At 63.4% G+C, this 25,658-nt stretch carries 27 protein-coding genes and 1 tRNA gene; 20 read left to right on the top strand and 8 right to left on the bottom strand.

Annotated elements, in window-relative coordinates:
* The first annotated feature begins 17 nt into the window (after positions 1–17).
* The 11 genes from I6A82_RS12915 to fliS all read left to right on the top strand — a co-directional run bounded on the left by I6A82_RS12915 (position 18) and on the right by fliS (position 8,721).
* Entirely contained in the window at positions 18–1,478 is a 1,461-nt protein-coding gene (locus tag I6A82_RS12915; protein WP_198095204.1) for a flagellar hook-length control protein FliK, read from the top strand.
* Positions 1,479–1,508: 30 nt separating this feature from the next.
* Positions 1,509–2,057, top strand: coding sequence for a flagellar basal body-associated FliL family protein (locus tag I6A82_RS12920; protein WP_187336757.1), 549 nt, complete (start codon positions 1,509–1,511; stop codon positions 2,055–2,057).
* Positions 2,058–2,061: 4 nt separating this feature from the next.
* Positions 2,062–3,000 (top strand): FliM/FliN family flagellar motor switch protein, encoded by a 939-nt coding sequence (locus tag I6A82_RS12925; RefSeq protein ID WP_198095205.1) that lies wholly within the window; start codon positions 2,062–2,064, stop codon positions 2,998–3,000.
* The gene (gene fliN, locus I6A82_RS12930; protein WP_232343447.1) at positions 2,993–3,373 is read left to right on the top strand and encodes a flagellar motor switch protein FliN; all 381 of its coding nucleotides are present in this window, start codon (positions 2,993–2,995) and stop codon (positions 3,371–3,373) included. Before I6A82_RS12925 ends, fliN begins: the two co-directional genes overlap by 8 nt.
* Positions 3,373–3,759 carry a FliO/MopB family protein gene (locus I6A82_RS12935; protein ID WP_198095206.1) on the top strand — a complete coding sequence of 129 codons (387 nt, stop codon included), beginning with the start codon at positions 3,373–3,375 and terminating at the stop codon, positions 3,757–3,759. The genes fliN and I6A82_RS12935 overlap by 1 nt, the downstream gene beginning before the upstream one ends.
* Positions 3,760–3,763: 4 nt before the next feature.
* Positions 3,764–4,636: a flagellar type III secretion system pore protein FliP gene (gene fliP / locus I6A82_RS12940; RefSeq protein WP_232343448.1), complete on the top strand. Its 873-nt coding sequence runs from the start codon at positions 3,764–3,766 to the stop codon at positions 4,634–4,636.
* A gap of 10 nt (positions 4,637–4,646) precedes the next feature.
* A complete protein-coding gene (locus I6A82_RS12945) occupies positions 4,647–4,919 on the top strand; it encodes a flagellar biosynthetic protein FliQ (RefSeq protein ID WP_198095207.1) in 273 nt (90 codons plus the stop codon).
* Positions 4,916–5,698, top strand: coding sequence for a flagellar biosynthetic protein FliR (fliR, locus tag I6A82_RS12950; RefSeq protein ID WP_198095208.1), 783 nt, complete (start codon positions 4,916–4,918; stop codon positions 5,696–5,698). The genes I6A82_RS12945 and fliR overlap by 4 nt, the downstream gene beginning before the upstream one ends.
* 1 nt (position 5,699) lies before the next feature.
* Positions 5,700–6,839, top strand: coding sequence for an EscU/YscU/HrcU family type III secretion system export apparatus switch protein (locus I6A82_RS12955; RefSeq protein ID WP_198095209.1), 1,140 nt, complete (start codon positions 5,700–5,702; stop codon positions 6,837–6,839).
* Between the two features lie 45 nt (positions 6,840–6,884).
* The gene (gene fliD / locus I6A82_RS12960) at positions 6,885–8,270 is read left to right on the top strand and encodes a flagellar filament capping protein FliD (protein ID WP_198095210.1); all 1,386 of its coding nucleotides are present in this window, start codon (positions 6,885–6,887) and stop codon (positions 8,268–8,270) included.
* An 82-nt stretch (positions 8,271–8,352) separates the two neighbouring features.
* Positions 8,353–8,721 (top strand): flagellar export chaperone FliS, encoded by a 369-nt coding sequence (gene fliS / locus I6A82_RS12965; RefSeq protein WP_232343449.1) that lies wholly within the window; start codon positions 8,353–8,355, stop codon positions 8,719–8,721.
* A 198-nt stretch (positions 8,722–8,919) separates the two neighbouring features.
* On the opposite strand, the gene I6A82_RS12970 is transcribed toward fliS, so the two are convergent.
* Positions 8,920–9,939, bottom strand: coding sequence for a sigma-54 interaction domain-containing protein (locus I6A82_RS12970; protein ID WP_198095211.1), 1,020 nt, complete (start codon positions 9,937–9,939; stop codon positions 8,920–8,922).
* A 342-nt stretch (positions 9,940–10,281) separates the two neighbouring features.
* Between I6A82_RS12970 and I6A82_RS12975 the strand changes: the two genes are divergently transcribed.
* Complete coding sequence (locus tag I6A82_RS12975) at positions 10,282–11,406, top strand: zinc-binding dehydrogenase (RefSeq protein ID WP_198095212.1); 1,125 nt, start codon at positions 10,282–10,284, stop codon at positions 11,404–11,406.
* Between the two features lie 130 nt (positions 11,407–11,536).
* On the opposite strand, the gene ribB is transcribed toward I6A82_RS12975, so the two are convergent.
* The 3 genes from ribB to I6A82_RS12990 form a co-directional block, all read right to left on the bottom strand.
* Entirely contained in the window at positions 11,537–12,814 is a 1,278-nt protein-coding gene (ribB, locus tag I6A82_RS12980) for a 3,4-dihydroxy-2-butanone-4-phosphate synthase (protein ID WP_198095213.1), read from the bottom strand.
* Between the two features lie 67 nt (positions 12,815–12,881).
* Positions 12,882–13,724 (bottom strand): 23S rRNA (adenine(2030)-N(6))-methyltransferase RlmJ, encoded by an 843-nt coding sequence (locus I6A82_RS12985; RefSeq protein WP_198095214.1) that lies wholly within the window; start codon positions 13,722–13,724, stop codon positions 12,882–12,884.
* Between the two features lie 48 nt (positions 13,725–13,772).
* The gene (locus I6A82_RS12990; RefSeq protein ID WP_198095215.1) at positions 13,773–14,321 is read right to left on the bottom strand and encodes a pseudouridine synthase; all 549 of its coding nucleotides are present in this window, start codon (positions 14,319–14,321) and stop codon (positions 13,773–13,775) included.
* A 373-nt stretch (positions 14,322–14,694) separates the two neighbouring features.
* On the opposite strand from I6A82_RS12990, the gene I6A82_RS12995 reads away from it, so the two are divergent.
* Complete coding sequence (locus tag I6A82_RS12995) at positions 14,695–15,876, top strand: acyl-CoA dehydrogenase (protein ID WP_198095216.1); 1,182 nt, start codon at positions 14,695–14,697, stop codon at positions 15,874–15,876.
* 1 nt (position 15,877) lies between these two features.
* On the top strand, positions 15,878–17,062 hold the full coding sequence (locus I6A82_RS13000) for a CaiB/BaiF CoA transferase family protein (protein WP_198095217.1): 1,185 nt from the start codon (positions 15,878–15,880) through the stop codon (positions 17,060–17,062).
* Between the two features lie 59 nt (positions 17,063–17,121).
* Here I6A82_RS13000 and I6A82_RS13005 read toward each other — a convergent pair whose 3' ends face one another.
* Together I6A82_RS13005 and I6A82_RS13010 are read right to left on the bottom strand one after the other, a co-directional pair.
* Positions 17,122–17,904 (bottom strand): SDR family NAD(P)-dependent oxidoreductase, encoded by a 783-nt coding sequence (locus tag I6A82_RS13005; RefSeq protein WP_187336776.1) that lies wholly within the window; start codon positions 17,902–17,904, stop codon positions 17,122–17,124.
* A 115-nt stretch (positions 17,905–18,019) separates the two neighbouring features.
* Complete coding sequence (locus I6A82_RS13010) at positions 18,020–19,192, bottom strand: acetyl-CoA C-acetyltransferase (RefSeq protein WP_198095218.1); 1,173 nt, start codon at positions 19,190–19,192, stop codon at positions 18,020–18,022.
* Between the two features lie 345 nt (positions 19,193–19,537).
* Here I6A82_RS13010 and I6A82_RS13015 point away from each other — a divergent pair.
* Together I6A82_RS13015 and I6A82_RS13020 are read left to right on the top strand one after the other, a co-directional pair.
* Positions 19,538–19,613: transfer RNA gene (locus I6A82_RS13015), tRNA-Ala, on the top strand.
* A 285-nt stretch (positions 19,614–19,898) separates the two neighbouring features.
* Complete coding sequence (locus tag I6A82_RS13020; RefSeq protein WP_198095219.1) at positions 19,899–20,810, top strand: hypothetical protein; 912 nt, start codon at positions 19,899–19,901, stop codon at positions 20,808–20,810.
* A 310-nt stretch (positions 20,811–21,120) separates the two neighbouring features.
* Here I6A82_RS13020 and I6A82_RS13025 read toward each other — a convergent pair whose 3' ends face one another.
* A complete protein-coding gene (locus I6A82_RS13025) occupies positions 21,121–21,294 on the bottom strand; it encodes a hypothetical protein (protein ID WP_198095220.1) in 174 nt (57 codons plus the stop codon).
* A gap of 505 nt (positions 21,295–21,799) precedes the next feature.
* Complete coding sequence (locus tag I6A82_RS13030) at positions 21,800–22,123, bottom strand: TIGR02300 family protein (protein ID WP_187336779.1); 324 nt, start codon at positions 22,121–22,123, stop codon at positions 21,800–21,802.
* A gap of 181 nt (positions 22,124–22,304) precedes the next feature.
* Here I6A82_RS13030 and aroA point away from each other — a divergent pair, with 181 nt between their 5' ends.
* The 4 genes from aroA to cmk are packed head-to-tail and all read left to right on the top strand — an operon-like array spanning position 22,305 to position 25,583.
* On the top strand, positions 22,305–23,630 hold the full coding sequence (gene aroA / locus I6A82_RS13035; protein WP_198095221.1) for a 3-phosphoshikimate 1-carboxyvinyltransferase: 1,326 nt from the start codon (positions 22,305–22,307) through the stop codon (positions 23,628–23,630).
* On the top strand, positions 23,630–23,902 hold the full coding sequence (locus tag I6A82_RS13040) for a CBU_0592 family membrane protein (protein WP_198095222.1): 273 nt from the start codon (positions 23,630–23,632) through the stop codon (positions 23,900–23,902). Before aroA ends, I6A82_RS13040 begins: the two co-directional genes overlap by 1 nt.
* Positions 23,899–24,957 (top strand): alpha/beta fold hydrolase, encoded by a 1,059-nt coding sequence (locus I6A82_RS13045; protein ID WP_198095223.1) that lies wholly within the window; start codon positions 23,899–23,901, stop codon positions 24,955–24,957. The genes I6A82_RS13040 and I6A82_RS13045 overlap by 4 nt, the downstream gene beginning before the upstream one ends.
* Entirely contained in the window at positions 24,954–25,583 is a 630-nt protein-coding gene (gene cmk / locus I6A82_RS13050) for a (d)CMP kinase (protein ID WP_198095224.1), read from the top strand. The genes I6A82_RS13045 and cmk overlap by 4 nt, the downstream gene beginning before the upstream one ends.
* Positions 25,584–25,658 lie beyond the last annotated feature (75 nt).

Genomic DNA, 25,658 nt, shown 5'->3' on the forward strand with positions numbered 1-25,658 from the left:
TGCACCGCATTGCTGCAATGCGCGAACATCGCATCTACGAACCCACCCAGGGTCTTGCTCCGGCCACCCTGCCCGCCGCAGCAGTCCCCACAATTCGAACGAGAGAGCAAATTTCACCCGACGCGGCCACACTGCCAGGCTCGCCCACCCTCCCGGGAGCTCAGGCAAATGGCGCCGCAGCCCTTGCCTCGAACAGCAACGGCGCATCCATTCCCACGAGCGGCCATATGCCAATCGCTCCCCTCGCCGGTGGCAACGAGCCTGCACCCGATAATCAGGTTGCGCGCTCCCCGATCGATGGGCGCGCATCGGCCCCCGCGGCGACTGAGAGCGCCGAAACCGCACCGCCGTCGGTGCGAACAGCGCGTCCGATGCTCGCGGCTACAGCAGATAAGCCTGCCAATATCGCAGCCATGGGCAGCGCCGCCAAGGCACAAAGCACGCAAGTGCTGCAAAGCGCAGATGCTCCCCGCATTCTTGAGACGAATTCTCCGACGGAAGAGCCTGCTGCTAACCGTGGGGCAGAACAAATCGATTCCGCTACGACACCGACAGCCCACGCGCGGCAAACCGGCCAATTCGGCAGCGAACGCCCCGTCGCTGCGCAGCCGGTTTCAATCCCTGCCGCAACCAACGCGACGGAAGCCTTAAGCAGCGCCAGCGTTCTCAACCCGGCCGTTCAGCCCGCAACCGAAAGCGCAGATCCGATCGTCCAAGCAACGCCATCGGCCATCGAGGCAACCGATCCTGTTCGAAAAGAGGAGCAGCGCGGCGACGCGCTCCGGGATGCGAATTCGATGCTGGACAGCAAGGCTTCCGAACGTCCGGTTCAACCGGTGCTCAAGAGCTCCTCCCTTGGCGAAAACGGCCTGCCCCATCGCACGGTGCATTCGGCCCAAGCGCTGGAAACACCCCAGCCGGCAGCTGTCTTTCAGGTCCCGCCCCCGGCGCAGAACGGACCGCAACAGGCCGCTGCCAACGCCCCGACCATCTTCACCGCACCGGCACCCGTTCCGTTCGATGCGCAGTTCGGCCAGCGCGTCAGCGCGGCGATCGGCGCGGCGATGAACGCGATGACGGTGCAGGACGGCACGTTGATGCTACAGATCAGTCCGGACCGCCTCGGCCGGATCGAAATCGCGATCGACCGGGCCAGCGAGCGGCTGCACATCACGACTGAGAACGAGAGTGTTCGCGGTGCCATTGCGCAGGCGCATAGCCGGATCGAGCAGGAACTGCGCGCCGCGGGTCAGCGCATCGGCACCATCGATGTGGCGACGCGCGATCCCTCAACGGGCACCGGCCAGGGCCAGAGCCAAAATCAGGCGCAAGCCGGTACCGACCAGCAGCGCGGACAGCAAAATGCTGCGCAGCAATCCTTCGGTCGTATGGGGATCGACGGCCGCCGCGCCGCGCCTGAGATCGATACTTCCAGCCGGCCTAACGGCCGTCCCTCTTCCAATATTCTTTACGCCTGACACCAGCGCGGAAACCCGGAGACCTGAACAATGTCCGATGAGAAAAAGCCCAAGAAAAAGGGCAAGATGAAGAAGCTGCTGCTTCCGCTCGCCGCGATCGTCATCATCGGCGGCGCGGGCGGCGCGGGGGGCTATTTCTATGCCGATATGTTCGGCGAGCACGAACAAAGCCATGTGGATCCCGATCTGCCCAAGCTCGTCCTGAAGGACGGCACGAAGGTGGATGGGCCCAAGGATGGGAAGGTCCACGACATCAGCATGTACAAGTCGACCTATTTCCCGATCGAGGAAAGCTTCACCACCAACCTGCGTGGCGGGTCCGGCTTTGCTCAGGCGCAGATGGCGGTTTCCACCTTTTACGACGAGAGCGTGGTCGAAGCGCTGACCGAGCATGACATTGCGGTGCGCAATGCCATCGTGATGCAGCTGGCCGATACCGACGCGCTCGAGCTGGAAACGATTCAGGGCAAGGAGCAGCTGGCCGCACGCCTTCGCGACAGCATCAACGATGTACTGAAGCAGAAGACCGGCTTCGGCGGCATCGACGAGGTCTATTTCACCAAGCTGGTGCTGCAGTAATTCCATGACCGACGCCGCCGCCTCCGAAACTTCCGAAGAAAAGAGCGCCGCCATGCCCGCGAGCGCCGCGCACCACTTCCCGCGCCGCGACAGCAGCGAAGCGGATGTAATGCCGATCGCCCGGCGCACAGCGAAACGCCTTGCCAGCGGTCTGCGCACTGCGCTGCAACCTTTGGCCAATGAGCGGCTCAACGTGACCCCCGATCAAGCGCGGCTGGAGATCCATCGCGACTGGCTTTCCGCGCAGGGCAGCTCGATGGGGCTCGCCTTTTACCAGTTGCCGCCGATGAAGGGCCGTATGGCGCTGCGTCTGCCGCACGATCTGATCGCGGCTCTGGTCGATGCGTTCTTCGGCGGGTCGATCGCGCGCGGCAAATCCAAGAAAGCCGATTACAGCGCCACCGACATGCGTCTGATGCACCGCATTGCCGGAGCCATCGCTCCGCAGCTTGGCGCGGCCTGGGCCGAGTTCGGTCCGTTCCGTTGTCTTTCGGCAGGACTGACCGACGATCCGGATGAAGCCAGGCTGGCCAAGCGCGATGAGGACGAACTGCTGATTCAGCCGTTCGAGCTTTCCTATCCCGGCAATGTCCGTTTCATCATCGACCTCGTCTACCCGGTCGACATGATCCAGTCGGCGCGTGAGGAACTGGCCGGTGCGCCGTCTGCCGAGACTATGCCCGCCGACCCCATGTGGCGGCAGGACCTGGGCCGCGCGCTGAACGAGGTTTTCCTGCCTGTCCGATCAGTCCTTGCCCGCCCGACCATGACCCTACCCGAGCTTGCCAATCTGAAGCCCGGCGACATCATTCCCATTCCCCCCGCGCGCAACCTGCCACTGCTGATCGGGGATCGCACCTTCGCGCGCGGAAGCCTCGGCGAACAGAACGGTCTCGCCGCCTTCCGCATCGACACTATCGAGAAAGGATCATTCCATGAATGACATGACAGAGGCAGCCGGCCTCGCCGATGCAGCCCGGCAGGGCGGCGGCAACGGGGCGGCAATTTCTTGCCGCGACGGTAACCATAGTTTTGCCGACGAAAGCGCGGAGCACTACCGCTTCCTTGCGGACATTCCGGTCCGACTTTCGGTGGAAGTCGGTGCGGTATCGTTAAAGCTCTGTGAAATCATGGATTTGGCCGAAGGATCGGTCGTCGAACTGGGTCGCCAGGCGAACGAACTTCTCGATATCAACGTAAATGGCACGCTGGTTGCAAAGGGTGAGGTCGTAACCATCGACGGCCGTTTCGGCATCCGCGTGGCGGAAGTCGTTTCCAAGAACGTCGGAGGTGCGAAAGTTGAAAGGCGTGCCTAGTGACCTACTATATCCTCAAGCTGGTGATCATGCTGCCGCTGATGGCGGGCATGATCGTGGGGGCCTTGTGGTTATACCGTAAATATCAGCCGGGCCTCGCCCAGGGCGCGCGCCAGCAGGATCTCCGGCTGGTCGAGACGCTCTCCATGGGCACGTCCGGCAAGCTCGCGGTCGTCGAATTCGGCGATCAGCGCATTCTGCTCTCGGCGACGCGCGGCAAGATCGATCCAATCTTCTCCCGCCCGATGAGCGAGGAGGAGAAATCCGCCGCCGCATCGCGCGCGCCTGCCAATAGCGACGATGCGGGCGTGTCCGGTGGAGACAGCGGCTTTGCATCGATCATGAACAAGGCGCTCTCCGCGCGCTCCTCCTCCAAGCGGGCCTGATCCGATGCCCGCATTTTTCCGCACATCGGCGCTACGCGCCGCCATCAAACCGGTTTTGGCCGCGTTGCTGCTGGCAATCCCCACGCAGCTGGCCGCACAGGCAGCGGTACCCGCCCCCACCGCGCCCGCCGCGCAGGAGGCCCCGGCGCAGCAAACTCAACAGACCGCACCGGCCGCGCCAGCCAACACGCCCAACGCATCGCAGGCGCTGACCCGCGCGCTCGACGATGTGTCGGGTGACGGCGCACCGCTGACGCTCAGCCTTCAGATCCTTATCCTGATGGGGCTGCTGACGATCCTGCCCTCGCTGGTGCTGATGATGACCAGCTTCACGCGGATCATCATCGTCCTGTCGATCCTGCGCCAGGCACTCGGCCTGCAGCAGACCCCGCCGAACCAGGTGCTGATCGGCCTGTCGCTGTTTCTCTCGCTGTTCGTGATGGCTCCATCGATCGAACAGATCAACACGCGCGCAATCGAGCCTTATGGCGCCGATCAGGTGACGCTGGAACAGGCGGTCGCGACGTCGGGCGAGGTCTTCCACGCCTTCATGGTGAAGCAGACGCGTCAAACCGATCTCAAGCTGTTCATGGATCTGGCCAAGGTGGACGCGGTCGCCAGCCCGCAGGATATCCCCTTCTCGATCCTGCTGCCGGCCTTCGTCACCAGCGAATTGAAAACCGCCTTCCAGATCGGCTTCATGATCTTCCTGCCCTTCCTGATCATCGATCTGGTCGTTGCCTCCACGCTGATGGCGCTGGGCATGATGATGCTTTCACCCACCATCATATCGATGCCGTTCAAGCTTCTCCTTTTCGTCCTGGTCGACGGCTGGGCGCTCACCATGGGCTCGCTCGCCGGCTCTTTCGTCACCTGAGGATCGCTAAATGGAACAGACGGATTTCTTCATCGGCATCGCGCAGCAGACGCTGTGGGTCACCGCCCTCGCCGCCGCGCCGCTCCTGATCCCCGCGCTTGTGGTCGGCATCCTCTTGGGGATGGTACAGGCCGCCACCTCGATCAACGAGGCGACCTTGAGCTTCGTACCCAAGCTGATCGTGGTCGGAATGATGCTGGCCCTGTTCGGCGGGTCGATCCTCTATCTGATCGCCGATTTCACGATCGACACCTTCAACCGTATCCCGGAGCTGCTGGTGTGATCGCCCCCGCCTTCGCCGGTGCAGAAGATCAGCTGTGGCAATGGGCCATGGCGATGATCCGCCCCGGTGCCGCGCTGATCGCCGCGCCGATTTTCGGCGCGCAGCAGGTGCCGCTTCCGCTGCGCATCATCCTGGCGCTGATGATCGGCATCGCCGCCACCGGCCCTGCCGGCGCGACGATGCCGACGGAAACGCTGGCAAGCTTCGCCGGCTTCCTGTTTCTGGCCGGTGAAGTCGTCACCGGGCTGGCCATGGGCTTTGCCGTTCAGATCGGTTTTTCCGCGGCCTTTGTCGCCGGTGAGACGCTCGGCAACGCCATGGGCCTTGGCTTTGCCACCATGAATAATCCGCAGATGGGCGGATCGACCCCGGTGCTCGGCCAGTTCCTCTCGATCATCGCGACGCTCCTGCTGCTCGCGATGGACGGCCATCTCATGCTGATCTCGATCATCGTCGACAGCTATCGCACGCTGCCGCCGGGCAACGCCTTTCCTGGTTTCGCGGCGATCGACGGGCTGGTTCAGTTCGGCGGATCGCTGTTTTCCATGGGTCTCCTGATCGCTCTTCCGGTCGGCGCGGCGCTGATCCTGATCCAGGTGGTCATGGCCATGCTCGCCCGCTCCGCCCCGGCGCTCAATCTGTTCGCGGTCGGCCTGCCGGTCGCGCTGCTATCCGGCCTCGTCCTCCTCGCCATGGCCGCACCGGTGATTGCCGATGGCATCATGCGCGCGCTGGGCGAGGGCCTGGACCAGTCCAGCATGGTAGCGGGGATAGGCTGATATGAGCGGCTCCCCTCCCGGTGGCGGTGAAAAAACCGAAGCCCCAACCGACAAGCGGCTGAAGGACAGCGCCAAGAAGGGCGATGTCCTCCAGTCCAAGGAACTCGGCGTCGCGCTCGTCATGATTGGCGGCGCGGCGATGTTTTCGCTGTTCGGCGGGGAACTGCTCGGCGCCACATCGGACGTTGTACGCTCCGGACTGATGTTCAGCCCGAGCGACATCGAACAGTTCGATATGAGCGAGCGGACGCTCAAGCTGATCGCGCCGCTGGCCCTTCCCTTTGGCGGTCTGGCGCTGCTGCTGCTGATTGCGGCGGTCGGCACGCCCGCCATGCTCGGCTCGCTGGGCTTTCGCTGGTCCGCAATGGCACCCAAACCCTCCAAGATGAACCCCGCATCGGGCCTCAAGCGCATGTTCGGCACGCATGCGCTGATCGAACTCACCAAGGCGCTGGCGAAAGTCGGCGTGATGGGTGCAGTCGGTGCCGTCATCATCTTCAACTCGATCCGGCAGATGGTGCAATTGGGGCTGGGCGATATCCGCGAAAGCCTGTTCGCCTTCGGATCGCTGTTCACCTGGACGCTGCTCGTAATGGCGGGATGCCTGGTCTTCATCGCGATGATCGACGTGCCGGCGCAGATGTTCCAGCGCTCGCAGAAGCTGAAGATGACCAAGCAAGAGGTGAAGGACGAGCACAAGGATAGCGAAGGCTCGCCCGAGGTCAAGCAGGCGATCCGCCAGCGCCAGCACGCGTTGATGAGCGGATCGGCGCGCAAGGCGGTGGAAGATGCCACCGTACTGCTCGTCAACCCGACCCATTTCGCCGTCGCCCTCCGGTACGATCAGGAGCGGGACGCGGCGCCCGTCGTATTGTTCCGCGGGCGCGGCGAGCTCGCGCTCGTCATGCGTTCGCTGGCCGAGGAGGCGAAGGTGCCCGTGCTCCATTATCCGGAGCTGACGCGCGCCATCTACTACACGTCCAAGCCCAACCATATCGTCGACGAGCGGCTGTACATGGCCGTTGCCGCCCTGCTCGCCTTCCTGTTCCGCCTCGACGGAGAGATCGCCCGCGCCGACAAGCCGGACATCGCCGTCCCCGACGAATTGCGCTTCGACGCAGACGGTCGACTTTCGCCCTAAAGTTTCACCGCGAGCTGCCGTTACCCATTCCAAGAAAGGGCGCCCATGCTTTCCAGTATCTCCAATCTCATCAGCGGCCAGTCGGGTATCAACTCGGCCCAGTTGGTCAACGACCTGGTCAACGCAACGCGCCAGCCGCGCGAGGCGCAGATCAATCAGAAGCAGCAGCTGAACAGCGCGCGCATCTCTGCACTCGCTTCGGCCTCCTCTTCGCTGAACACCTTTTCCGACGCCTTGAGCGCGATCCTGGACGGCAAGCGCTTTCTGGGAGACCTCGTCTCCAGCAATGGCGGCGTGGCCACGGCAAGCTTCATCGACGGAAAAACCCCGAGCGGCCTGCCCGTTACCATGGAAGTGAAGCAGCTGGCGTCCGAGCAGCGTCTGCTCTCACGCAATTTTGCGACATCGGCGGATGCGGTAGGCACGGGCACGCTCACTTTGGCAACGAGCAAGGGCTCGTTCGACATCACGATCGACGACAGCAACAACAGCCTCACCGGACTGCGCGATGCGATCAATAATGCGGAAACCGGCGTTACCGCGCGGATCATGACCGACAATCGCGGCACGCGGCTGGTGCTGGAAGGAACCAAGGGTGCCGATCAGGGCTACACCATCTCGGCGACCGCGGGCGGATTGGAGGATTTCGCCTACGCGGACGGCGCGACGACCGGCCTGACGAAGCTCTCCGGTGCCACCGACAGCATCGTGGTCGTCAACGGCGTAGAGCTCATAAACAGCGGCAACCAGATTGAAAACGCGATCGAGGGCGTGCGCCTAAGCCTGCTGGCCGCCAAGCCAGGCGAAGAAATCACGATCTCCAGCGACAAGCCGAAGGCGACGACGCGCGATCTCGTTACCGAATTTATCGATGCCTTCAACACCCTGAAGCGGGGCCTCAACTCCGCCACCGCTCCCGGTGTGGACGGAGAGGCCGGCGGGCCGCTGGCCGGCAACAGCGCCATTCGCGACATGGCCGCGCGGCTTGGCCGGATGAGCTCCACGATGCTTTCGACCGACGGGCCGTTCCGCACGCTGGCCGATATCGGCGTTCGTACCGAGCGCGACGGCACGCTGACACTGGATAGCGCCACGTTCGACAAGGCAATGGCGACCGATGCCGGGGCCGTGGCCTCGATGCTCGATCCGCTGAAGCCCGACGCCAATAATCGCGGGATCGCGGGCGTGCTGGAAGACGTCAAAACCGCGCTGCAAGACAAGAACAGCCCACTGACCCTCGCCAAGGCACGGTTCGAGGCGGTGAGCAAGCAGCTCACCGAAATGCGCGAGAAGCTGAATAGTGACATCGAGCGCTATCAGACCAGCCTTCAGCAGACCTTCTCCAACATGGACCGCCAGCTCGCGGTGCTGAAGCAGACCCAGCAATATGTCGAGCAGCAGACCAAAATCTGGAATGGTAATTACGACTGAGCGCCGTCCGACCGATTGAAAGTACGGCAGTTAATTAGAAGCACGGGAAACCACGACCATGTATTATTCACCCAGCCGCGCCATGGCCCAAACTTACGGAGCGGTGGACAAGAACAGCCGGATTGCAGCGGCCAGCCCGCACGAGCTGGTCTCGATCCTGTTCGAGCAGCTTCTCCTGCGGATCGACCGCGCGGCGCGCTGCGTGGACCGGGGCGACATGGCGGGCATGTTCGAATCGCGCGCCAAGGCCATGGATATCCTGAACGCGCTGGACGAAAGCCTGGATTTCGAGCGTGGCGGAGAGATCGCGACCACCCTCGCCATCGTCTACCGCGAGGCATCCAACCGTCTTGCCAACGCGCATGGCGAGCAGACCGCGGAGCGACTGGCTGCCGCGCGTGAGATCGTCGTGGAAATCGCGGACGCCTGGAACCAGATCGGCAAGCGCTGAGAAGCGCTTGCCGGCAGGGCAAGGACGGGCGCGCTCAGCTGAAGAGCATCATCCGGGCGCGCGGACAGGGCCGATCGATCCGGAGCGGAAAGGACATGGTGTCCGCTGCCGAATATCGGGATTGCCGTGCAGCTTGTCTCGATGAAATTATAATGAAAGTAGGCGGCCAGCTAGCGGAACGTGCGGCCGCAATAGCTTTTACGCTGCCTGCTGGTCTTCGCGGCTGATGCCGTGTCGGCGCATCTTTTCCACGAAGGTGGTGCGCTGAACATCGACGAGGCGCGCAGCCTTGGCGATCACGCCGCCGCATTCGATCAGCGCCTCGATCATCAGGCGGCGCTCTTCCTGCTGCAGGTGGTTCTGCAGCGAGAAACCGTCCGACAGGCTGACCTTGGGAGCCGCTTCCGCAGCAGCGGGAGCAGCGACCGGCTGGTGAACGGCACCAACGCTGCGATGCGTGAGGAGAAGCTCTGCTTCTTCATGGCCGATGGTCTGGCCGGGAAAGAAAATCGCAGCCCGTTCGATCACATTGCGCAGCTCGCGCACATTGCCGGGCCAGCCATAAGCTTCCAGCCGGGCGATGGCTTCGTCGGCGATCACCGGACGCTCAGCGCCGCTATCGATCTTGCCGAGGAAATGGTCGACCAGCGAACGGATGTCTTCGGGGCGCTCGGCGAGCGACGGAATGCAGATCGGAATGACGCAGAGGCGATAGAACAGGTCTTCGCGGAACTCGCCGCAGGCGATCTGGTGATGCAGATCGCGGTTGGTCGCCGCGACGATGCGGACATCGACCGGAATCTGCTTGGTGCCGCCGACGCGGCGGATCGAGCGTTCCTCGATGACGCGCAGCAGCTTTACCTGCAGCGCGAGCGGCATTTCGCCGATTTCGTCCAGGAACAGCGTGCCGCCGTTCGCCTGTTCGAACAGGCCGATATGGCGGCTGGAAGCACCGGTGAAGCTGCCGCCTTCATGGCCGAACAGCTCGGATTCGATCAGTTCGGTCGGGATCGCACCGCTGTTGATGGCGACGAAGGGTCCGTCCTTGCGCTGCGAGGCGTGATGGATGGCGCGGGCGACGACTTCCTTGCCGCAACCCGACGGGCCGGTGATCAGAACCGAGGCGGACGCGTTCACCGAAAAACGGATCATGGTGCGCACCGATGCAATCGCGTCGCTGCTGCCCACCACCATTTCGGAGATCATCTGTTCCGGCATGTTCAAACTACCCTGTCCTCGTTCCTGCCCCTGGCGGATCGGCGCCGGGCATTTCCGCCGCGCCGCTCCGTCGAAACCGTTTTGCGGCAATATGGTTAACAAAACCCTGCGATCCGTTGCCGGGCGGCAATCGCCTGCCGCTTTCGCATTGGGCACCGCGCTTCGATACGCAGTATTTCCGCCATTTAGCAGGACAGGCCCCAAATAAATTGCTTCCGAAAAGGGTTAACAATTTCGTTTCGGCTTGCCGGCGGTACCGTTCCGTCGATCGGTTGCATTGCGCCACGGGCTTTGGTGCCCCACATGACCGGCCTTACCGAACAACCTTCAGGGAGAGACCGAATGAGTGACCATCAGGGCTTGGAACTGCGTTCCACCATTACCGAAGACGGCAAGCTGAAACTGAACCTGGAGCAGGTGGATGTCGGCGCCCCCGCGGCGGACGAAGTCGTCGTGCGCGTGGAGGCGGCGCCGATCAATCCGTCGGACCTCGGCCTGCTGCTAGGCCCGGCCAAGCTTTCGACCATGGAAGCGGGCGGCAGCGACGATCGTCCCGAAGTGACCGCGGACCTGATCGAGGGCGGCAAGAGCGGCGTGAAGGCACGCATCGGCCAGTCCATGCCCGTCGGCAATGAAGGCGCCGGAACCGTGGTCGCCGCGGGCGAAGACGTGCAGGACATGATGGGCAAGCAGGTCGGCATGATGGGCGGCGCGATGTATGCGCAGTACCGCAAGGTGAAGGCCCGCGAATGCATCGTCCTCCCTGAAGATGCGAGCGCGGAGGACGGCGCGTCCATGTTCGTGAACCCGCTCACTTCGCTCGCCTTTACCGAGCAGATGAAAATGGACGGGTTCAAGGCGCTGGTCCACACCGCCGCCGCCTCCAATCTCGGCCAGATGCTCAACAAGATCTGCCTCGCCGACGGCATCCCGCTGGTGAATATTGTGCGCAAGGAAGAGCAGGTGAAGATCCTGAAGGACATCGGCGCGCCGATCGTGATCAACTCGAGCGAGCCGGATTTCATGGCCAAGCTGACCGACGCGATCGCGGAAACCGAAGCCTATCTCGCCTTCGACGCGGTGGGCGGCGGCAAGCTGGCCGGTCACATCCTGAACGCCATGGAAGCAGCCTCGCAGCGCTCGATGAGCGAATATAGCCGCTACGGTTCCGATCAGGCCAAGCAGGTCTATCTCTACGGCGTGCTGGACACGAGCCCCACGGTGCTGGAGCGCGGCTTCGGCATGGCCTGGAGCATCGGCGGCTGGCTGCTCCCACACTTCCTCGGCCGCGCAGGTCAGGAGACCGCGAAGCGCATGCGCCAACGCGTGAAGGACGAGCTGAAGACCACCTTCGCGAGCCACTACACCCAGCGCATCTCGCTCGCCGAAGCGCTGCAGCCCGACACCATTCGCGCTTATCAGAGCAAATCGACGGGCGAGAAATATCTGATCGTGCCGACGAAGTAAGCCGCCGGGCATAACATCGTCATTGCGAGCCGCAGGCGAAGCAATCCAGAGCCGGTGCAGCGCTGCATTCGCCCTGGATTGCTTCGTCGCCTGCGGCTCCTCGCAATGACGTAGGACGTAGAGGGAAGCCCTACCCCTCGATCGCTCGCTCGCCGACGATGGAGAGGCCATAGGCGTCCAGGCCGACCAGGCTGTGGTGCGAGTTGGTGAGCAGGATCATGTCGTGCACGCCCAGCTCGCTCAGGATCTGCGCACCCGCGCCGTAATCGCGTAGCTCTTCGGGCTGCGCGGTCGGCTTGCCCTGCCGCGCATCGATCGCCTTGCTCATATAAGTCGGCGTGGCGCGGTTCAGAATTACGACGACGCCCGAACCTTCCTCCGCGATCAGCTCCATCGAACGGGCCAGCATCCGGCTGCGATCCCCCGCCTCGCCCAAGATATCGGCGAAGGGGGAGAGCTGGTGCATACGCACGAGCGTGGGCTTTTCGGGATCGATCTTGCCCTTCACCAGCGCCGTCTGCTCGGTACCGGTGGCCTTGTTGTAATAGGCCGTGCAGGTCCACTCCCCGCCCCAGCGGCTCTCGAACCGCTCCTCGGCGCGCTTCTCGACCAGCCGGTCATGCTGGCGGCGATAGGCGATGAGATCGCGGATCGTACCGATCTTCAGATTGTGCCGCCGCGCGAAACCGACCAGATCGTCGAGCCGCGCCATAGTACCGTCATCGCGCATGATCTCGCAGATCACGCCCGACGGGTTGAGCCCTGCGAGCCGCGAAACGTCCACCGCCGCCTCGGTATGGCCGGCACGGATCAGCACGCCGCCTTCGCGCGCCACCAGCGGGAAGACATGGCCCGGCGTCACGATATCCTCGCGCCCCCGATTGGGGTCGATCGCGACATTGATGGTGCGCGCCCGGTCGCCCGCGGAGATGCCGGTGGTCACCCCCTCTTTCGCTTCGATCGAGACGGTAAAGGCGGTCGACATGCGGTCCTCGTTGCGGCGGACCATCAGGTCCAGTCCCAGCTCGTCCACGCGCTCCTTCGTCAGCGTCAGGCAGATAAGGCCACGGCCATGGGTTGCCATGAAATTGATCGCATCGGGCGTCGCCATCTGCGCGGGGATGACGAGATCGCCCTCATTCTCCCGATCCTCATCATCGACCAAGATGAACATACGTCCGTTCACCGCCTCGTTAATGATTTCCTCCGGCGTCGCCATCACGCTGCCGCCGTCGCTGGCAAGATAGGCCTCCAGCTTGTCGAGCGTTTCGCCGCTCGGGTTCCAGTCGGGCGTGCCGAGATGGCGCAGCGTGTTGGCATGCAGCCCGGCGGCGCGGGCAAGCCCGGCGCGGGTCATACGACCGGAATCGACGAGGGCGGTGAGGCGAGAGCGGAGTGTCTGTGTCATGGGCGCGATATCACAGCGCGATGTGAGAAGCGCAAGGAGCTTTTCACATTTTCGATGTGGCCGCCCTCTAATCGCTCAACCAGTCCGCCGTGATCTTCCCCCTATGCCCTTCCGGCGCCAGCGACGCGCGCAGGGCCTCAATCAGCGGCGGCAGCGCCTGCGTGAAAGCGTAGGGCGGATTGACGATGAACAGGCCGGCACCGTTGTAGATATCGGGCTGATCGGCATCATACAGCCAATGTTCGACGTTGAAGAATTTCGGGATGCCCAGATTGCGCAGCTTGTTTTTCCACTGTCGATGCGTTCCGCGGTCTTTCAGCGGATACCAGATCACCGTCACGCCATGCGCCCATTTGCGCTGGGCGGCGGCAAGCGTGGCGGTGATGCGCTCGCGTTCGTCCGTTTCCTCATAAGGCGGATCGACCACCACCACGCCGCGCGGCGTTCTGGTCGGCAACATCGCCAGCCACAGCTCATAGGCATCGCGCTGGTGAATGGCCGCAGACGTATCGCGCATCGCGCGGCGCAGGGCCTGCACGTCGTCGGGATGCTTTTCATTCAGGATCAACTGGTCCTGCGGGCGCAGGAGCTGCGCCAGAACCTCCGGTGACCCGGGATAGAGGCGCGGGCCCTCGGACCCTTCCGCCCCGTTGTTCACCGCTTCCACGGCAGCGCGGTAATCGTTCAGCAACGGGTTCCGGTCGGCAAAGACGCGCAGCACACCCTGCGCGGCTTCGCCGGTTCGCCCCGCCTCGTCGCCCTGAAGGTCGTAGAGTCCGCAGCCGGCATGGGTGTCGATCAGGGTCAGCGCGGACGGCTTGTTCTGCAAGGTTCGGACGAGCGCGATCAGCAGGCCGTGCTTTACGACATCGGCGCTGTTTCCGGCGTGGAAAGAATGGCGATAGTTCATGGAAATTCAAAGTCCTGACGATGGTCCTGCACGATCGGTCGTCTGTGCCTAGGCGGAGACCTCAGCGAAACTGCCCGGCTCTATTCCGTCGACGGTCCAGTCGCCGATCGACCAGCGCACCAGCCTTAGGGTCGGAAAGCCGGCGGCGGCCGTCATGCGACGCACCTGCCGGTTACGCCCTTCGCGGATGGTGAGTTTCAGCCAGCTGTCGGGGATCGATTTGCGTTCGCGGATCGGCGGATCGCGCGGCCACAGATCCGGCGCGTCGATACGGGCCACTTCGGCCGGCAAGGTCATGCCGTCCTTCAGCTGCACGCCCTGCCGCAAGCGATCCAGCGCCGGTTCCTGCGGATCGCCTTCCACCTGCACCAGATAGGTCTTGGGCAGCTTGAAGCGCGGATCGGCGATCCGCGCCTGCAACCGCCCGTCATCGCACAAGAGCAGCAAGCCTTCGCTGTCCCGGTCCAACCGCCCGGCGGGATAGACGCCCTTCACGGCGATGAAATCCGACAAGGTCGCGCGCACCGTCGGCGATCCGCGATCGGTGAATTGCGACAATACGCCGAAGGGTTTGTTGAACAGAAGCAGCCGGGCCATGCCTTGCCCATACCGCCCGATGGCGGACATGTCTTCAAGACCATGAACCTGACGAATTATGCCGCCGCGCAGACCGCGCGCTGTCCTACACGCGCTGTACTCGGCTAGACCGGCCCAATGCAGCGCCCTCATTTTCTGCAGATCCAGCGACACTCCTCTCACCGCCGCCAGCACTCGCCTCATCCGAATTCCGAGGGGGGTGTCCCGTGACCGGTGCGGCCTTTCGGATCGCGGCTCGCGGCGCTCGCGGCTGTAAATCGTCGCGCCCGCCACGCCGCGCCCCTTGGCATCCCCCTGCCCCGCTCCTATGCCGGTATGGCATCCGGCGTCCCCGCCATTCGGCATCGCGGCGCCCCATCCGATGGAGAGTGATATGGCGGGCATGGCCCCTTTCGACTGGGAAGACCCCTTCCGGCTCGACGAGCAGCTGACCGATGACGAGCGGATGATCCGCGACACCGCAAATGGCTATGCGCAGGACAAGCTGCAGCCGCGCGTGCTGGAAGCGTTCGAGAAGGAAGAGACCGACGTCGCGATCTTCCGCGAAATGGGCGAACTCGGCCTGCTCGGCATCACCGTGCCGGAAGAATATGGCGGCGCGGGCGCTTCCTATGTTTCCTACGGCCTAGTCGCGCGCGAAGTGGAGCGGGTGGATTCGGGCTATCGCTCGATGATGAGCGTGCAGAGCTCGCTGGTCATGTACCCGATCCAGGCCTTCGGCTCGGAAGAGATGAAGAAGCGGCTGCTGCCCAAGCTGGCGACCGGCGAATATATCGGCTGCTTTGGATTGACCGAGCCCGATGCGGGCAGCGACCCGGCCGGCATGCGCACCACCGCGAAAAAGGTGGACGGCGGCTACAAGCTGTCCGGCTCCAAGACCTGGATCAGCAACGCACCCTTTGCGGATGTATTCGTCGTCTGGGCAAAATCCGAAGCGCATGGCGGCAAGATCCGCGGTTTCGTGCTGGAAAAGGGCATGGACGGGCTGGAAGCGCCCAAGATCGAAGGCAAGATGAGCCTTCGCGCCTCCACCACAGGCATGATCATGATGGACGAGGTCGAAGTGGGCGAAGACGCGCTGCTCGACGTGGAGGGGCTGAAGGGTCCGTTCTCCTGCCTCAACCGGGCGCGCTACGGCATCAGCTGGGGCACCATGGGCGCGGCGGAATTCTGCTTCCACGCGGCGCGCTCCTACGGCCTGGAACGTCATCAGTTCACCCGGCCGCTGGCATCCAACCAGCTCTATCAGAAGAAGCTTGCGGACATGATGACCGAGATTGCGCTGGGGCTGCAGGGCAGCCTTGCGGTTGGGCGGCAGATGGACGCGGGGACCTTTGCGCCGGAGATGATCTCGATCGTCAAGCGCAACAATTGCGGCAAAGCGCTCGATATCGCGCGCATGGCGCGCGATATGCACGGCGGCAACGGCATCAGCGCGGAATATCACGTGATGCGCCACATGGTGAACCTGGAGACGGTGAACACCTATGAAGGCGCGCACGATGTCCATGCGCTGATCCTGGGCCGCGCGATCACCGGGATCGCGGCGTTCTGATATGCCCTGGCCGAAACTCGATTGGGAGACGCAGCCGACCGGGCCTCTGAAGGGCATCCGCGTGGTTGACATGTCGACGGTGGTGCTCGGCCCGCTTGCCACGTTGATGATGGCGGACATGGGCGCGGAGGTGATCAAGATTGAGAACCGGCAGGGCAACACGCCGGGCGACATGATGCGCTATGCCGGCTGGTCCCCAACCGGCGATCTCGGGCCGATCTTTTCCGCGCTCAACCGTAACAAGAAGGGCCTGGAGCTGAATGTGAAGGAGGAGGACGGCAAGCGCCTCCTCACCGATCTGATCCGGGATGCGGACGTGTTCTTCCACAATGTCCGCATGGCCGGGATGGAACGGCTTGGCTTCGATTACGAAGCGGTGAAGGCCATCAATCCGCGCATCGTTTACGTTCACTGCGCGGGCTTCGGCGCGGGCGGGCCGCATGAGCACCGCCAGGCCTATGACGATCTGATCCAGGGCGCGTCGGGCTTCGCCTCGCTTTTCGAGGAGCGCGACGGCGGACGCCCCGCTTATGCGCCCTCGCTCCTGGCGGACAAGACGGTGGGGCTGTTCGCCAGCAATGCGACGTTGGCCGCGCTGCTACATCGCGAGCGAACCGGCGAGGGCCAGTTCGTGCAGGTGCCGATGTTCGAAAGCTTCACTTGGTTCAACATGGCGGAGAACCTCTACGGTGCCACGTTCGACGAAGGCGACGGCAAGCTGGGCTATACGCGCAGCATCAACCCGCGCCGCCGCCCCTACCCCACGGCGGACGGCTTCATCGGCATCATGCCCTATTCGGACAAGCAATGGGCTACCTTTTTCGAACTGGGCGGACGGCCCGGCACGATGGAGGACGAACGTTTCGCCACCTATCCGCGCCGTACCGAACATACCGCCGAGCTCTACACGCTGATCGAGGAAGTGGCGGCCAGCAAGACGACGGACGAATGGATGACGCTGCTCGACGAGAACAACATCCCGGCGATGCGCTACAACCGCATGGCAGATGTGCTGGAAGAGGAGCATCTGGCGGCGACGGGCTTTTTCGAGCGCCGCGAGGGCGAGCATATGGGGCGCTATCGCTCCATGCGGCACCCGGTCAACTTCTCGGCCACGCCCGCCAACACCTACGGCGATCCGCCCCGGCTCGGGCAGCATGATACCGAGATCAAAAAGGGTGAGTAGCGCAAGTTTCCCCGCCGCCTAAGCATTAGCCAAGGCGGCGGGGTTGGTTCAGCGGGCGATCAGCGCGGCGCCATGCGGATCGCGCCGTCGAGGCGAATGTCCTCGCCGTTGATGTAGTTGTTCTCCAGCAGCGTCAGCGCGAGATGCGCATATTCGTCCGGCTGGCCGAGGCGCTTGGGGAACGGCACGGACGCGTTCAGCGCCTCGATCGCCTTTTCCGGCAGGCCGCGCAGCAGCGGAGTCTCGAAGATGCCCGGTAGAATCGTGTTGATGCGGATGTTCTCATTCATCAGATCGCGCGCGATCGGCAGCGTCATCCCGACAACACCCGCCTTCGAAGCGGAGTAGGCCGCCTGACCGATCTGGCCGTCCTCGGCCGCGACGCTGGCGGTATTCACGATGGCCCCACGATCGCCATCTTCCAGCGGATCGAGCGTCAGCATGCCCGCCGTCGATTTGGCGATGCACCGGAACGTGCCGACGAGGTTGATCTGCACCACCCAGTCGAACGCGCTCACGGGGAATTCCTTCACCTCGCCCGTCTCGCGGTCGCGCTTCACGGTCTTGATCGCGTTACCGACGCCCGCACAGTTGACCAGGATACGCTCCTGCCCATGCGCCGCGCGCGCCTTCTCGAAGCCCGCGTCCACATCCTCGTCGCTGGTAACGTTGACCTTGCAGAACACGCCGCCGATTTCCTTGGCGACTTCCTCGCCCTTCTCCGCGTTCATGTCGAACAGGGCCACCTTGGCGCCCTTGCTGGCGAGAAGACGTGCGGTGGCGGCGCCGAGGCCGGAGGCGCCGCCGGTGACGATGGCGGCGATCTGGTCGTTGATGATCATACTGTATGTCTCCTGATGGTGAGCCGAAGTCCTGAGCCTGTCGGAGGACGTATCTCGGCCGATAGACACCCTTCGACAAGCTCAGGGCTAACGGTGTTAGGAAAGCTCGATCCGTTCAACCGAGCCGTTCGATGATGGTGACATTGGCCTGGCCGCCGCCCTCGCACATGGTCTGAAGGCCGTATTTGCCGCCCTTCTGTTCCAGCGCATTGAGCAGCGTCGCCATCAGCTTGGTGCCGCTGGCGCCCAGCGGATGGCCGAGCGCTATGGCCCCGCCATTGACGTTGAGTTTGGAGGCATCGCCGCCGATGTGCTTCAGCCACGCCAGCGGCACCGGCGCAAAGGCTTCGTTCACCTCGTAAAGATCGATGTCGCCGATCTTCAGCCCTGCGCGCTCCAGCGCCTTTTCGGTCGCGAATAACGGCTCTTCCAGCATGATGACGGGATCGCCCGCGGTGATGGTGAGATTGTGGATACGTGCGCGCGGCGTCAGGCCGTGCTCCTTCAACGCACGCTCGGAAACGATGAGCACCGCAGAGCTGCCATCGCAGATCTGGCTGGCATTGGCGGCGGAGATCATGCCGCCCTCCTGCAGCGTCTTGACCGACTGGATGCCCTCCAGCGTCGCATCGAAGCGGATGCCCTCGTCCACATCGTGGCAGATCTCGCCCTCGGGCGTTTCCACCTCGATCCCGACGATCTCCCTGTCGAAGCGCCCGGCCTTGGACGATTCGGCCGCCTTGCGGTGCGATTCCAGCGCGAATTCGTCGAGATCGTCCTTGGTGAAGCCGTGCTTCTTGGCGATCATCTCCGCGCCCATGAACTGGCTGAACATGACCTTGGGATAGGCCTCCTCCAGCCGCGGGCTTTTGTAGTTGCCCATCCCTTCCTTCATGTAGAGCGAGGCGGTGGAGCCCATCGGCACGCGCGTCATGCTCTCGATGCCGTTGGCGATCACCATGTCCTGCGTGCCGCTCATCACCGCCTGGGCTGCGAACTGCATCGCCTGCTGGCTGCTGCCGCATTGCCGGTCGATCGTCACCGCGGGCACGCTTTCGGGCAGGCTGGAGGCGAGCACCGCGTTGCGCCCGACATGCACGGCCTGCTCGCCGCCCTGCATCACGCAGCCGGTGACCACATCCTCGATCGCCTTGGGATCGATGCCCGTGCGCGCGACCAGCTGGTCCAGCACATGCGCGCCAAGATCGACCGGGTGCACGCCCGCCAGCTTGCCGCCGCGCTTGCCTCCGGCGGTGCGGATGGCGTCTACGATATAGGCTTCTGGCATGGGGCTCTCCTCGTGATGACCGGATTCGGTTTCTGCGTGCAACCTACAGGCCACTTGACGTTTACGTCAATGCGCGAGCGGCGCGGAACGGGCCCGTTTGGCTTGTCACGTTTGTCGCCGGCACGCGGTTTCGCGCGAACATGTTCGCAACAAATGCCTTCCGGGCGGCGGCGCTTAAACGGTGAAAGGAGGGCAGCGCGCGTCATAAGCCCCGGAATATCATGGCGGCTATGCTGTAGGACAGCGATAAGCGCGAAGTTTTCAATTTCCCCCTTGCAATCCCGGCATCGCCCGGAGTAGAGGCGTCGCTCCCAAGGGACATAGCCGCTCCGATTTGCGGCGCACGGGGCCTTAGCTCAGCTGGGAGAGCGCTACAATGGCATTGTAGAGGTCAGCGGTTCGATCCCGCTAGGCTCCACCATTTCCGACTACGGAAAACCATCCGGGGGATGGTTTTCGGTCGGAAATCCCAAGCGAAGCGCCGGGCCTCCCCTTTTGCCGAAGGGAATCCTGCACAGGGCATATCGGAAGTCAGCGGGCGCATCCGGCTGGGCTACGCGATATTTCGCAAGGCGGTGTCGACAAATTCGCCCGTATCGATTGTCCGCTATCGAGCAACCTACAGATGACGCCCGATGACCGAAAATTGGGTGGGAAGCGGAATGGCAGCTGTCCATGACATTCGAACGGAGCTAAGGATAAGAACATGACCATAAAGATCGCTTTTGCCGCCTCGGCTATCGCAATGGCATGGGGGGCACCGGTGGTCGCCCAAGCATCATCGTTGGCGGACGCTCAGACGGTTCTGGCAGATCGTTCGGAATGCACGACATTCAGTTGGCTACCCAATCCCAACGGTGATGAGCGCGGTGCGATAACTGTGCCCGTATCGGTCAATGGCGAGACACTGAATTTACAGCTCGATACCGGAGCCAATGCGACCATCTTGTATGGAAGCAAATCTGAGGACGCTGGCTGGACCTCTCCGGACGCGGAGAGTTTCCGCACACATCAGTTCTCCATCGGCTCAACGGCAGTTGATCGCCCCGCGATTTACCTAGACCGCAATATGACGGCCGGCGACGAGGTGGCCGGCACATTAGGATTGGCAGAACTCGTAGGGCGGGTGTCCGTAATCGATTATCCAGGTCGGCGATTTTGCCTGTTTGCGGATGCCGATCTTCCGGATGTGCTCCGCGATATTCCCGGGGTCCGTGGAACGCTCCGCAACGGCAAGCTGTTTGTGCCCGTGAAGGTTGGCGATGTAGCCAGCGACGCAATGGTTTTCGACACAGGTTCCAGCGAATTGCCGTTATGGGTCGATCTCGAGCTTTGGCAGAAACTGACAGGTCTCGATAATACCACGTCTGCGCCACGAACGTTTGAAGGCAGCTCTTGGGGGACTAAGATCACGTTGTCCGGAGCATCTACGAAGTCTCCGGTAATGCTCGGTGCCATAGCATTGGGACCCCAGAACGTGTTCACCAATGCCGCTAAGCCGGACTCGTTCAAAAGCTGGCCTTTCCGCGCCGACGGCGTCCTTGGCAACGCGCCATTGTGGGACGGTATGTTGGTTTTGGATCTGACTGGCCGGGTGCGTTTAGGATTCACTCGGTGATCCCCATGTTCGGGATCAGCACTCGCTAAGGTCGGTCTTGTAGACTTAGAGCGAGAGTTTCTAGCATTCAGGTAGGCGATACCACAGTTCATGGCTGCCATTTTGTAATTTCAATCCAAAGTTCTTTGTAGAGCTTGGGCCGGTGCAATAACGTCTGCAAAGGGGTCGTTAGCAGATAGTCCGCTATTCGGCGCGTCAAGTGCGATAGCCTCCTGCTAGACGTCGCCTCAGAGCTTCCGAATTTCGCATTCAGGGTGGATCGCAGACACACTGATCTTCGTTCACTGTGAACGCTTCGGGTTGCGTGCCATCAGCGCGCTGACTCTTTTCCCCAACGCTGGCTAGCATAAATTGTCCAAATGGAAGTCAGCAGAATGACGACGGGAACTCCAGCGCCTTCCTTCCCTTGGCCGATGAGAAAGCCGATCCCGGCAATTGCGAGAGCTACGACAAGAAACAGGAAAGGCCTTTTATTGCTGCTCATTTTCATGATCTTTCGAAACTTGCCTAATCGGCGAGATACGATGAGCCGAGAATGTCTGCAATGGGACCGTTTCCCAAAGGGTCGGTTTTAGTAAAGGAAGCGGTGATAGCGGACAGGGGGATGGCGAGCGGAATTTGCCAACACGGCTTAGATGAAGTTCCGAGTGGAACGCTGGGCATCGCAGCACCTCACCGACCCATCATCCGTTCGGGCTGAGCCTGTCGAAGCCCCGTCCTTCTTCCGCGACAATAGCGGAAACAGTACAGCCCTTCGACAAGCTCAGGGCGAACGGGTTTTTGTAATTTCGAGAAGCCCACGGCGAACGGGTTTTGCCATTTCGGCAAGGTTCAAGGCAAACCGGGCTTCGACAGGCTCAGCCCTTGCGGAGCGTGGTTGGCTCTTCGCGTCCCGTCCCCGCCTCCAAACGCAAAAACGCCGGACCATAAGGCCGGCGCTCGCTTTTGTCGCAGATGTCGTCAGGCAGGGCCTGCGCCCTGCCCTTCGATCACTCGTCCTTGTCGTCGTCGTCGTCGCTGGACTTGGTGACGCCCAGATCGTCGTCGTCGCCAAGATCCACGTCGCTGTCGGGCGTATCGTCCGAATCGACCTCGTCGACATCGATGTCGAGATCGTCGTCCTGATCCTCGTCCTTTTCCTTCTTCTTGTCCTTTTCCTCATAGGGAATCGGCTGCTTGGATTTCAGGACGGGCTCGGGCTCCCACTTCTCGCCGCACTCGATGCACTCGACGGGATCGTCCTTGCCCAGATCGTAGAAGCGCGTGCCGCAGTTCGGGCAGGTACGCTTTTGTCCCCATTCGGCTTTGGCCATGTGGCTCTCTTTCCTTGAACGTGAAGATTGGTGGCCGCGCGGGATCGCAGCGGCGTGTGAAACAGTAAGTGGCGCGCGCGCTCTTAAATGACAAGGGCGCTTTGGCAAGGGGGGTTCCGCAGATGGCAAGCTCCGTCGGCGTTGACAGCGCCGCGCCGCGCCGCGAAGCACTGGCGCCATCATGACCACCGCGCCCACCCGTTTCGCCCCTTCCGGCCCGCTGACCGGCACCGTCTCCGTTCCCGGCGACAAGAGCATCTCGCACCGATCGCTGATGCTGAGCGCGCTTGCGGTGGGGGAAAGCCGCATCACCGGACTGCTGGAGGGCGAGGACGTGCTGGCCACCGCCGCCGCCATGCGCGCCATGGGTGCGGACATCGTGCGCGGCGATGACGGCGTGTGGACAGTGCATGGCGTTGGCGTCGGCGGCCTGATGCAGCCGGGGCAAGCGCTCGACATGGGCAATAGCGGTACCTCGACGCGCCTCCTGATGGGCCTGGTGGCTAGCCATGCGATCACCTGCACCTTTACCGGAGACGCTTCGCTCAGCCACCGCCCGATGGGCCGCGTGATCGAGCCTTTAAGCGCCATGGGGGCGGATATCAGCGCCACGCCCGGCGGCCGCCTGCCGCTGATGGTGCGCGGCCTCGCCCCCGCCGTGCCGCTGGAATATCGCCTGCCCGTCGCCTCCGCGCAGGTGAAATCCGCGGTGCTGCTGGCCGGGCTCAACACGCCGGGCGTCACCCGCGTGATCGAACCGGTGGCAACGCGCGATCATAGCGAGCGGATGCTGAAAGGCTTCGGCGCGGACATTTCGGTGGAGACCGATGCGGACGGCGCGCGCATCATCTCCATCACCGGCGAGGCGGACTTGAAGCCGCAGACCATCGCGGTGCCGGGCGACCCCTCCTCTGCCGCCTTCCCCATCGTTGCCGCGCTGATCGTTCCGGGATCGGACGTGACCCTGACGGGCATCGGCATGAACCCCACCCGCGCCGGGCTGATCGGCGTGCTGCGCGACATGGGCGGCGATATCGAGACGCTGGACGAGCGGGAGGTGGGCGGCGAGCCGGTGGCGGATCTGCGCGTACGCCACAGCGCGCTTTCCGGCATCGACGTGCCGCCGGAGATCGCGCCGAGCATGATCGACGAGTTTCCGGTGCTGTTCGTCGCCGCCGCCTTCGCCAAGGGCACGACGCGCACCAGCGGGCTCGACGAACTGCGCGTGAAGGAATCGGACCGGATCGCGGTGATGGCGGCGGGCCTCGCCGAAATCGGGGCGCAGGTGGAAGAGGCCGAGGACGGCCTGACGATTACGGGAACGGGCGGCGATATGCTGCCCGGCTCCGCCCACCCCATCGCCAGCTCGCTCGATCACCGCATCGCCATGAGCTTTGCCGTCGCCGGGCTGCATTGTCGCGAAGGCGCGAGCGTGGACGACATGCATCCGGTGCAGACCAGCTTCCCCACCTTCGAACCAATGCTGCGCGGGCTGGCGGCAGTCTGATGGCGCTGGATATCTACACCGTCATCGGCTTTGTCGGCATGGCCTGCATCGTGGCCGCCTATGCCTATCTGACCTGGCAGAAGAACCCGAACCCCTGGGTGCTGCACGGCACCAATCTGGCGGGTGCCGTGCTGCTCGCGATCTCGCTGGTGGTGCACACCAACTGGCCGAGCCTCATTCTGGAAGGTTTCTGGGGCGCCATCGCGATCTACGGCCTGATCAAGGCCACGCGCAACCGGGCGAGCGCGCAAGGTGAGGAGCAAGCGGTATGAAACATCTAATTTTTTCGCTGATAGCGCTGTTGGCGTTCAGCGCCGCTCCTGCTGCCACGCGGCAGGAAACAACGGCGGCGCAAACTGCCGCCTCGACTATTCCCCCAAGTCCGGCGGCATGGTCCAAACCGCAGCGCGAGATGATGGTCCCGGTCGAGGGCGGGCGCGTCTGGGTGCGCATCGACGGCGATCTGGCCAGCGGCGCGACGCCCGCCATCATGATCCACGGCGGGCCCGGCGGCACGCACATGACCTTCGGCAAGCTGTTCGGTCTGGCCGGTGATCGCCCGGTGATCGCCTATGATCAGCTCGGCAGCGGCCTGTCAGATCGGCCGAGCGATCCAGCAGCGTTCACGAAGGGCGGCGATGTCGATCGCTTCGTGCGCACGCTGGAGAAGATCCGCAAGACGCTGGGCATCGAACGCTGGCACGTTATCGGCCACAGCTGGGGCTCCGCGATCGCGCTGCGTTATGCCGCCGAATATCCCGATCACACCGCCTCCGCCGTACTGATGGGCACCTTCATCTCCACCCCACACTGGATCATGGGCACCAACCTCCTGATCCGCGATCTGCCCGATGCGGTGCAGGCGGACCTGATCGCGTGCGAGAGCGATAGCCCGCCGGACGATGCCACCTGCACGGCGGCCAACCGCGCCTTTTACGCCGCCTATAATGGCCGCCCCGATCGCCCTGCCCCCACGCCCGCCGAAGAAGCCTATCGCGCGGCCTATGGGGGCCAGGGCTTCAACGCGGACCTTTACAATTACATGTGGGGGCCGAGCGAGTTTTCCGCGACCGGCACGCTGCTGACCTATAACGACGTGCCGCTGCTCTCCAAAGTGGACGGCAAGCGCATCCTGTTCCTGATCGGCCAGTATGACGAGGCGCGGCTCGTTACGGTGCAGAATTTCGTCAAGTTGACGCCGGGCGCGGAATTCGGCGTCGTACCCGGCGGATCGCACGCCTTCCCGAGCGAACGACCGATCGAAACGCAAGCCATGCTGCGCGCTTGGATGGAGCGCCTGGACCGGGCCGAGGAGCCGACATCATGATCGTCGCCGTCGATGGCCCCACCGCGTCGGGCAAGGGCACCATCGCCCGCGCTTTGGGGGAGCATTTCGACCTGCCCGTGCTCGACACGGGCCTGCTCTACCGCGCCGTGGGCCATGGCGTGGCCGCGGCCGGAGCCGATCCGGAGGATGAGGACGTCGCGCTCGCGCATGTCGATTTCCCGGACGCGCTGCTCGCCGATCCGGCGCTGCGGTCCGAGCGGATCGGCGGCTTTGCCAGCAAGGTGTCCGCGCACCCCAGGGTCCGCCAGGCCCTGTTCGACCGGCAGGTGGCGTTCGCGGCGCAGCCCGGCGGCGCGGTGCTCGACGGGCGCGACATCGGCACGGTGATCGCACCGGATGCGGACGCGAAGCTGTTCGTCACCGCATCGGTCGATGCACGCGCACGGCGGCGTTTTCAGGAGATGCGCGGGCGCGGCGAGGATGTGACGCTGGCAGCCATCTCGGACGATCTGCGCGCACGCGACGCGCGTGACAGCGGACGCGCGGCATCGCCGCTCAAACCCGCCGACGATGCGCTCTTGCTCGATACTTCGGACATGACTATAGACGAAGCCGTCCGGCAGGCGATTGCCCTGGTGGAGCGAAAGACAGAGAGCCGGCGCTAATCCGGCCCGATCACGACAAGGTGCGCGGCGGCTTCCCACTCGGAGGTCTGCCTGGCGCGCCTTTTTGGCTTTGGA

The sequence above is a fragment of the Novosphingopyxis sp. YJ-S2-01 genome (genome assembly GCF_016093175.1).
Lineage (GTDB): Bacteria > Pseudomonadota > Alphaproteobacteria > Sphingomonadales > Sphingomonadaceae > Novosphingopyxis > Novosphingopyxis iocasae.

What these genes read in the sequence shown, in the direction of transcription:
- I6A82_RS12915 (WP_198095204.1), top strand. Translation starts at nt 18, where the DNA reads ATGCGCGAACATCGCATCTACGAACCCACCCAGGGTCTTGCTCCGGCC.
- I6A82_RS12920 (WP_187336757.1), top strand. Translation starts at nt 1,509, where the DNA reads ATGTCCGATGAGAAAAAGCCCAAGAAAAAGGGCAAGATGAAGAAGCTG.
- I6A82_RS12925 (WP_198095205.1), top strand. Translation starts at nt 2,062, where the DNA reads ATGACCGACGCCGCCGCCTCCGAAACTTCCGAAGAAAAGAGCGCCGCC.
- fliN (WP_232343447.1), top strand. Translation starts at nt 2,993, where the DNA reads ATGAATGACATGACAGAGGCAGCCGGCCTCGCCGATGCAGCCCGGCAG.
- fliP (WP_232343448.1), top strand. Translation starts at nt 3,764, where the DNA reads ATGCCCGCATTTTTCCGCACATCGGCGCTACGCGCCGCCATCAAACCG.
- I6A82_RS12945 (WP_198095207.1), top strand. Translation starts at nt 4,647, where the DNA reads ATGGAACAGACGGATTTCTTCATCGGCATCGCGCAGCAGACGCTGTGG.
- I6A82_RS12955 (WP_198095209.1), top strand. Translation starts at nt 5,700, where the DNA reads ATGAGCGGCTCCCCTCCCGGTGGCGGTGAAAAAACCGAAGCCCCAACC.
- fliD (WP_198095210.1), top strand. Translation starts at nt 6,885, where the DNA reads ATGCTTTCCAGTATCTCCAATCTCATCAGCGGCCAGTCGGGTATCAAC.
- fliS (WP_232343449.1), top strand. Translation starts at nt 8,353, where the DNA reads ATGGCCCAAACTTACGGAGCGGTGGACAAGAACAGCCGGATTGCAGCG.
- I6A82_RS12970 (WP_198095211.1), bottom strand. Translation starts at nt 9,939, where the DNA reads ATGCCGGAACAGATGATCTCCGAAATGGTGGTGGGCAGCAGCGACGCG.
- I6A82_RS12975 (WP_198095212.1), top strand. Translation starts at nt 10,282, where the DNA reads ATGAGTGACCATCAGGGCTTGGAACTGCGTTCCACCATTACCGAAGAC.
- ribB (WP_198095213.1), bottom strand. Translation starts at nt 12,814, where the DNA reads ATGACACAGACACTCCGCTCTCGCCTCACCGCCCTCGTCGATTCCGGT.
- I6A82_RS12985 (WP_198095214.1), bottom strand. Translation starts at nt 13,724, where the DNA reads ATGAACTATCGCCATTCTTTCCACGCCGGAAACAGCGCCGATGTCGTA.
- I6A82_RS12990 (WP_198095215.1), bottom strand. Translation starts at nt 14,321, where the DNA reads ATGGCCCGGCTGCTTCTGTTCAACAAACCCTTCGGCGTATTGTCGCAA.
- I6A82_RS12995 (WP_198095216.1), top strand. Translation starts at nt 14,695, where the DNA reads ATGGCGGGCATGGCCCCTTTCGACTGGGAAGACCCCTTCCGGCTCGAC.
- I6A82_RS13000 (WP_198095217.1), top strand. Translation starts at nt 15,878, where the DNA reads ATGCCCTGGCCGAAACTCGATTGGGAGACGCAGCCGACCGGGCCTCTG.
- I6A82_RS13005 (WP_187336776.1), bottom strand. Translation starts at nt 17,904, where the DNA reads ATGATCATCAACGACCAGATCGCCGCCATCGTCACCGGCGGCGCCTCC.
- I6A82_RS13010 (WP_198095218.1), bottom strand. Translation starts at nt 19,192, where the DNA reads ATGCCAGAAGCCTATATCGTAGACGCCATCCGCACCGCCGGAGGCAAG.
- I6A82_RS13020 (WP_198095219.1), top strand. Translation starts at nt 19,899, where the DNA reads ATGACCATAAAGATCGCTTTTGCCGCCTCGGCTATCGCAATGGCATGG.
- I6A82_RS13025 (WP_198095220.1), bottom strand. Translation starts at nt 21,294, where the DNA reads ATGAGCAGCAATAAAAGGCCTTTCCTGTTTCTTGTCGTAGCTCTCGCA.
- I6A82_RS13030 (WP_187336779.1), bottom strand. Translation starts at nt 22,123, where the DNA reads ATGGCCAAAGCCGAATGGGGACAAAAGCGTACCTGCCCGAACTGCGGC.
- aroA (WP_198095221.1), top strand. Translation starts at nt 22,305, where the DNA reads ATGACCACCGCGCCCACCCGTTTCGCCCCTTCCGGCCCGCTGACCGGC.
- I6A82_RS13040 (WP_198095222.1), top strand. Translation starts at nt 23,630, where the DNA reads ATGGCGCTGGATATCTACACCGTCATCGGCTTTGTCGGCATGGCCTGC.
- I6A82_RS13045 (WP_198095223.1), top strand. Translation starts at nt 23,899, where the DNA reads ATGAAACATCTAATTTTTTCGCTGATAGCGCTGTTGGCGTTCAGCGCC.
- cmk (WP_198095224.1), top strand. Translation starts at nt 24,954, where the DNA reads ATGATCGTCGCCGTCGATGGCCCCACCGCGTCGGGCAAGGGCACCATC.